At 40.0% G+C, this 6,565-nt stretch carries 9 protein-coding genes; 7 read left to right on the plus strand and 2 right to left on the minus strand.

Annotation, left to right across the window (positions count from 1 at the left end):
• The 7 genes from trmB to AACY61_RS06805 all read left to right on the plus strand — a co-directional run.
• Positions 1-462 (plus strand): tRNA (guanosine(46)-N7)-methyltransferase TrmB (gene trmB, locus AACY61_RS06775; protein ID WP_339610818.1); only part of this gene is annotated, 462 nt, incomplete at its 5' end.
• Positions 463-498: 36 nt separating this feature from the next.
• Positions 499-1,128 (plus strand): LysE family transporter, encoded by a 630-nt coding sequence (locus AACY61_RS06780; protein WP_339610819.1) that lies wholly within the window; start codon positions 499-501, stop codon positions 1,126-1,128.
• Positions 1,128-1,466: an MGMT family protein gene (locus tag AACY61_RS06785; RefSeq protein WP_339610820.1), complete on the plus strand. Its 339-nt coding sequence runs from the start codon at positions 1,128-1,130 to the stop codon at positions 1,464-1,466. The genes AACY61_RS06780 and AACY61_RS06785 overlap by 1 nt, the downstream gene beginning before the upstream one ends.
• Positions 1,467-1,617: 151 nt before the next feature.
• On the plus strand, positions 1,618-2,745 hold the full coding sequence (locus AACY61_RS06790) for an Mrp/NBP35 family ATP-binding protein (protein ID WP_339610821.1): 1,128 nt from the start codon (positions 1,618-1,620) through the stop codon (positions 2,743-2,745).
• Between the two features lie 3 nt (positions 2,746-2,748).
• Positions 2,749-2,991 (plus strand): NifU family protein, encoded by a 243-nt coding sequence (locus AACY61_RS06795; RefSeq protein ID WP_339610823.1) that lies wholly within the window; start codon positions 2,749-2,751, stop codon positions 2,989-2,991.
• 69 nt (positions 2,992-3,060) lie between these two features.
• Positions 3,061-4,116: an NAD(P)/FAD-dependent oxidoreductase gene (locus AACY61_RS06800; protein WP_339610824.1), complete on the plus strand. Its 1,056-nt coding sequence runs from the start codon at positions 3,061-3,063 to the stop codon at positions 4,114-4,116.
• A gap of 14 nt (positions 4,117-4,130) precedes the next feature.
• A complete protein-coding gene (locus AACY61_RS06805) occupies positions 4,131-4,460 on the plus strand; it encodes a ferredoxin (RefSeq protein ID WP_339610825.1) in 330 nt (109 codons plus the stop codon).
• Here the strand turns inward: AACY61_RS06805 and AACY61_RS06810 are convergent, their stop codons facing one another.
• Together AACY61_RS06810 and AACY61_RS06815 are read right to left on the minus strand one after the other, a co-directional pair.
• On the minus strand, positions 4,461-5,528 hold the full coding sequence (locus tag AACY61_RS06810) for an AI-2E family transporter (RefSeq protein WP_339610826.1): 1,068 nt from the start codon (positions 5,526-5,528) through the stop codon (positions 4,461-4,463).
• Between the two features lie 54 nt (positions 5,529-5,582).
• Positions 5,583-6,565 (minus strand): acyl-CoA dehydrogenase family protein (locus AACY61_RS06815; RefSeq protein WP_339610827.1); only part of this gene is annotated, 983 nt, incomplete at its 5' end.

Consider the following 6,565-nt stretch of genomic DNA (forward strand, 5'->3'; position numbering starts at 1 on the left):
AATTTTATAGGCATCGATATCAAAGGAGCACGCTTTTGGCGCGGAGCGAAAACCGCATTGGATGAAAACCTCAACAATGTAGCTTTTGTGCGTACCCAAATTGAACTCATTGATCTAGTTTTTGCTCCGGAAGAAGTTTCTGAAATATGGATTACCTTTCCCGACCCTCAAATCAAGTATAAACGCACCAAACACCGTATGACCAATGAGGAGTTTTTAAATCGCTATAAAAAAGTGCTCAAACCAGATGGGGTCATTCACTTAAAAACAGACAGCGAATTTATGCACGGCTACACCTTGGGGTTGCTTCACGGTTTAAATCAAGAAGTGCTCTATGCTCACCACGATGTCTATGGTAATGAATACAGCCCTAAAGAAGTCACAGACATTCAAACATTTTATGAAAAACAGTATTTAGAAGCCGGAAAAAAAATTACCTACATCAAATTTAAACTCAGCTAAATAATTTTATTTATATTCACTCGGTAAACGAGTTTCATGGAAGTCTTTTTGTACTTTTTTTTCGGGTATGTTTTTGCACTCATTGGGGTAATACCTCCCGGGCTGTTGAACATGACGGCGGCAAAAATAAGCATGAAAGAAAACCGAAGAAACGCTTTTCTATTCTCATTGGGTGTCATCACAATTGTTGGTATTCAAACCAACATTGCTTTGATTTTTGCAAGGTATTTAGACAAACACCCTGAGGTAATTGATATGCTTCAACAAGTGGGTCTGGGTATTTTTATTTGCATTACCATCTACTTTTTATTCATCGCCAAAGAAAAGAAAACCCCTTCACAACCCATTGCAAACAAATCAAAAAGACACCGTTTTTTTCAAGGCTTGCTGTTGGCAAGTTTAAATTTATTTCCCTTGCCTTATTGGGTGTATCTAAGTATCACATTTTCTTCTTTTGGTTGGTTTGATTTCTCAAAAACTTTCATTACCTATTGTGTTGCAGGTTCAATAGTGGGCACGTTAACAATGTTAATTGCTTATGCACATTATTTCAATTATGCCAAGAAAAAGAAACAAAAAATCAAATTAAATATCAATTATATGATTGGTGGCATTACAGCATTGATCTCTGTGATTACTCTTTTTAAAATCCTAAAGGATATGTAATGCCTGAAAATGAAAACAACTTTTTTGAACGCGTATATGAGGTTGTGAGGCAAATTCCTTATGGGAAAGTGACTTCTTATGGAGCTATTGCCAAACACATTGGTGCCGCAGGTAGTGCCAGAATGGTGGGCTGGGCAATGAACGCTTCTCATAATTTACCTGATGTTCCTGCTCATCGCGTGGTGAACAGAAAAGGCCTCCTTACGGGCAAACATCACTTTGACGGCACAAATTTAATGCAACAACTTCTGGAAAGTGAAGGCATTAACGTGATTGACAATCAAATCCTTGACTTTGAAAAACACTTTTGGGACCCGGGGAGTGAGTTAAGGAATTAAACCTTTCATTCTCAAAATTTATCGGGTTGGATCCTGAAAAGATTTATTTATACCTCCATCAACCAAATAAATCAATCTCTTTCATCAAATCAAGTTTTCCTTGTATATTTGCACTTTAGAATTATTCTACATAAGCTACTGAAAAAGAACTATGAAGTTAGATAAACAACAAATTTTAAACGCCCTGGAAACCATTACCGTTTCCGGAGAAGGAAAAAATATGGTGGAAAGCGGTGCCGTTCAAAACGTAATCACATTTGCCGATGAAGTAATTGTTGATCTAGTGCTCAGCACACCGGCTATGCACATTAAAAAGCGCGCTGAAAGCGACGTGATTAACACCATTCAGGAACACGTGCATCCCGATGCAAAAGTCAAAGTCAATATCAAAGTGAACGCGCCTGAAAAGCCACAAATAAAGGGTAAAAACATTCCGGGTATTCACAACATTGTTGCCGTGGCTTCCGGTAAAGGTGGCGTTGGAAAATCAACCATAACGGCAAATATTGCAGTGACTTTAGCCAAAATGGGCTTTAAAGTAGGCGTGCTCGATGCTGATATTTACGGCCCCTCCATTCCCATTATGTTTGATGTGGCGCACGAGCGACCTCTTTCAGTCAACGTCAACGGAAAGTCAAAAATGAAACCCGTTGAAAACTATGGTGTAAAAGTATTATCCATTGGCTTTTTTACCCAGCCTAATCAAGCAGTGATTTGGCGTGGACCAATGGCTGCCAAAGCACTCAATCAACTTATTTTTGATGCCGACTGGGGCGAACTCGATTTTATGCTGGTAGACTTACCCCCCGGCACCGGTGATATTCATCTTTCAATAATGCAGTCGTTACCTCTCACAGGTGCAGTGGTAGTAAGCACACCTCAAAATGTAGCCCTCGCCGATGCCCGAAAAGGTGTTGCCATGTTCCAGCAGGAAAGCATTAATGTACCCGTTTTGGGAATCGTTGAAAACATGGCCTACTTCACCCCGGAAGAATTACCTGATAACAAATACTATATCTTTGGGAAAGAAGGTGCTAAAAACCTGGCAGAAGACTTGGAAGTTCCCTTTTTAGGAGAAGTCCCGTTGGTGCAGAGCATCAGGGAAGCCGGTGATGTGGGAAGACCTGCTGCTATGCAAACCGGCACTATTTTAGAAACTGCTTTTGAAACGCTAACGCGAAACATTGTGCAAGAAACAGTAAACAGAAATGAAAACCTTCCGCCTACACAAGCCATTCAAATTACCACGATGGCCGGCTGCAGTGCAGTAAATAAATAAGCTATGACTGAACAGGAATTAAAAATTAACATCGAAAAAGCATTGGAAGAAATTCGTCCCTTTTTACAAAGTGACGGTGGCGACATTAGTTTGATTTCCATTGAGAACGGTAAAAGTGTAACCGTTCAACTTCAGGGAGCCTGTGTGGGTTGTTCTGTCAATCAAATGACTCTAAAAAGCGGTGTGGAAATGACCATTAAAAAATATGCCCCGCAAATTGAACGCGTGATCAATCTGGAAGCTTAAAAATGACTGATATCATTTCCTCAACTTTCATTTCACTTAATTTTACCTATTATTTCAGAAAACAATTCAATGATTAAAACAGATATACTTATAATAGGAGCAGGCCCAACAGGTTTGTTTACAGTTTTTGAAGCCGGGCTTTTAAAGTTAACATGTCATTTGATAGATGCCCTCCCTCAACCCGGAGGCCAGCTGGCAGAATTATACCCTAAAAAACCCATTTATGACATTCCCGGTTTTCCCGAAGTGTTGGCCGGCGAGTTGGTAGACAATCTGATGAAACAAATTGAGCCTTTTCAACCCGGATTCACCCTGGGAGAACGTGCTGAAACCATTGAGAAACAAGAAGACGGATCCTTTATTGTAACATCCACCAGCGGATTGAAACATCAGGCTAAAGTTGTAGCCATCGCAGGCGGATTGGGTAGTTTTGAACCCAGAAAACCGCTCATTCCCAATATTCAACAATTTGAAGATAAGGGTGTAGCTTACTTTATAAGAAACCCCGAGGTTTTTCGCAATAAAAAAGTAGTGATTGCCGGTGGTGGTGACTCTGCTTTAGATTGGAGTATTTTTCTTTCAGAAGTAGCTTCTGAAGTCACCTTGGTTCACAGAAGAAATGAATTTAGAGGTGCTTTGGATTCGGTTGAAAAAGTTCAAGAGCTCAAAAAATTGGGAAAAATTACTTTAATCACCCCTGCCGAAGTGGTTGGGTTAAGAGGAAATGACCATTTGGACGCGGTGCTATTTCAGAAAGCAGATAAAACTGAAGAACTTCTGGAAACCGATTATTTCATTCCCCTTTTTGGGCTATCTCCAAAACTGGGTCCTATAGCAGACTGGGGGCTGGAAATTGAAAAAAATGCGATTAAAGTGGATAATACATTGGATTACCAAACCAACATTCCCGGTATCTATGCCATTGGTGACGTGAACACCTATCCCGGAAAATTAAAATTGATTTTATGCGGCTTCCATGAAGCTACACTAATGTGTCAGAGTGCTTACCAACGTATACACCCTGATAAGCGTTATGTCATGAAATACACCACCGTGGGAGGTGTTCACGGTTTTGACGGAAGCAAAAAAGAAGCACCAAAAGCAGTGGTGAAGTCCATTGATTAAATTTTAAAGGTTCAATGTCAGATATTACAATCACAATCAAAGACAGAGAAGGTGTTACTCACCAAATTGAAGCTCCCACAGATATGAATATGAACCTTATGGAGGTGGTACGTTCTTTTGAACTCGCCCCTGAAGGTACTATTGGGATTTGTGGTGGTATGGCGATGTGTGCCTCCTGCCAGTGTTATATAGAAAGTGACCACAAGTTACCCGAAAAAGGCGACGAAGAAGAAGCCATGCTTTCTGAAGCTTTTTTTGTAAAAGAAAACAGCCGTTTGGGCTGCCAGATTCCCATCACTCCGGATTTGGAAGGGTTAAAAATCACACTGGCTCCCGAGGAGTAATTAGGTAGTTTCATCTTTAGAATTTCCAAATAAATAACCAAAAGGCTTTAAAGGTTCAATATACAGAAAGACTACATTCAATATTCCAAAAACAGGAATCGCTAAAATCATTCCGATTACACCCCACACCATGTTTGCAAGTATTATAACAAGTATGACAAAAAATGGATGTAAATCTACTTTTTCACCCACCACATAAGGCTCAAAAATATAGCTTTCTACAAATTGAACGATTGAGAAGGTAATTACAATTCCTATTAAGACACTAAGATCGCCGTTAAGCACAAAACCAAAAGCAATAGCAAGTAACATTCCCAGGATGTTTCCAATAAAGGGAATCAACGTTAAAACCGCTGCAATAATGCTCACTAAAATAAAATTACTCACCCCTGAAACTCCCAGACCAATACTGTATAAAACCGATAAAAAAACAATCAAAATCAATTTTCCTCTCAGATAATCCTGTGCCACCTGTGTTGTTTTTGAAAGAATTTCCTTGGCATTGGATTGCTGTTCCTTTGAAAAAAGTTTTAAAAGAAATGTTTTAAAACGGCTCCTGTAATGAATCAGAAAAAACACATAAATAAAAACGAGCAAGGCATCAGTAAAAAACCCAAAGAAACTATTCACCACCTCAAAGGCTTTCTCACCCGAATCTGTTTTGACAAGCAATGAGGAGACATCGTTTTCTTCCTTATAGGTTTCCAACTCTTCAGAATCAACCCAGGTTTTCTCAATCACAAATTGCTCTAAAGATTCTAGTCTAGGCTTCATGTTTTCTTTGATGTTATCCCAGTCATCCACAAAACTTTTCACCTGAAAAGAAAGCACAGAAAGAATCCCCAATGAAAAAATCAACAAAACGATTGTACTTGAAAATGAAGCCAATAATTTTGGAAATTTCCAGCTTTCCAGTTTTTTACTAAACGGAATCATTAAGAGGGCTAAAATAACAGCAGTCACCAAGGGTGCTAAAAACCCCTTGGCTTCTATCAGGGAAATAATCGAGAAATAACCTCCCACGATGAGTAACACACTTTTGAGCAGCAGACTTTTTGTTCTTTCCATACATTTAAATTTCAATGAAAAGATACATAATTTTGATAAAAAAGTGCTTACATATTATTTAAATGCATTCAATCCAGTAATGTCCAAGCCGGTTATCAGCAAATGAATATCGTGTGTACCTTCATAAGTAATCACACTTTCCAGGTTCATAGAGTGCCGCATAATGCTGTATTCGCCGGTGATACCCATACCGCCGAGAATTTGACGCGCTTCACGAGCTATGTTGATGGCCATATCCACATTGTTGCGTTTGGCCATAGAGATTTGCGCTGAAGTGGCTTTTCCTTCATTTCTTAACACACCTAAACGCCAGGTTAACAATTGTGCTTTAGTGATTTCAGTAATCATTTCAGCAAGTTTCTTTTGTTGCAATTGGAATTGGCCAATAGGCTTTCCAAACTGCATACGCTCTTTGGAATAGCGCAATGCCGTGTCATAACAATCCATGGCAGCACCAATGGCTCCCCAGGCAATCCCATAGCGTGCAGAATCTAGGCATCCCAGCGGGGCTCCCAGACCGGATTTATTGGGTAATAAATTTTCTTTGGGTACTTTGACATTGTCAAATATCAATTCACCTGTAGCTGAAGCGCGCAACGACCATTTGTTGTGGGTTTCAGGAGTAGAAAAGCCTTCCATACCTCTTTCAACAATCAAACCGTGAATACGTCCGTTTTCATCTTTGGCCCAAACGACAGCAACCTGTGCAAAAGGTGCATTGGAAATCCACATTTTGGCACCATTCAAAAGATAGTGATCGCCTTTATCTTTAAAGTTGGTCACCATTCCCGCCGGGTTACTTCCATGGTCAGGCTCGGTGAGCCCGAAACAGCCCATCCACTCCCCGCTTGCCAACTTAGGTAAAAACTTTTGACGTTGTTCCTCAGTGCCATATTTCCAGATAGGATACATAACCAAAGACGATTGTACTGAAGCAGTAGAACGCACACCGCTGTCTCCTCTTTCAATTTCCTGCATAATCAAGCCATACGAAATCTGATCAAGACCTGCGCCGCCATATTCTTCAGGTATATAGG

Source organism: uncultured Planktosalinus sp. (assembly GCF_963973675.1).
Taxonomy (GTDB): domain Bacteria; phylum Bacteroidota; class Bacteroidia; order Flavobacteriales; family Flavobacteriaceae; genus Planktosalinus.

Bases quoted from the DNA above. Each gene is read 5' to 3' on its own strand.
- AACY61_RS06780 (WP_339610819.1), top strand. From the start codon at position 499: ATGGAAGTCTTTTTGTACTTTTTTTTCGGGTATGTTTTTGCACTCATT.
- AACY61_RS06785 (WP_339610820.1), top strand. From the start codon at position 1,128: ATGCCTGAAAATGAAAACAACTTTTTTGAACGCGTATATGAGGTTGTG.
- AACY61_RS06790 (WP_339610821.1), top strand. From the start codon at position 1,618: ATGAAGTTAGATAAACAACAAATTTTAAACGCCCTGGAAACCATTACC.
- AACY61_RS06795 (WP_339610823.1), top strand. From the start codon at position 2,749: ATGACTGAACAGGAATTAAAAATTAACATCGAAAAAGCATTGGAAGAA.
- AACY61_RS06800 (WP_339610824.1), top strand. From the start codon at position 3,061: ATGATTAAAACAGATATACTTATAATAGGAGCAGGCCCAACAGGTTTG.
- AACY61_RS06805 (WP_339610825.1), top strand. From the start codon at position 4,131: ATGTCAGATATTACAATCACAATCAAAGACAGAGAAGGTGTTACTCAC.
- AACY61_RS06810 (WP_339610826.1), bottom strand. From the start codon at position 5,528: ATGGAAAGAACAAAAAGTCTGCTGCTCAAAAGTGTGTTACTCATCGTG.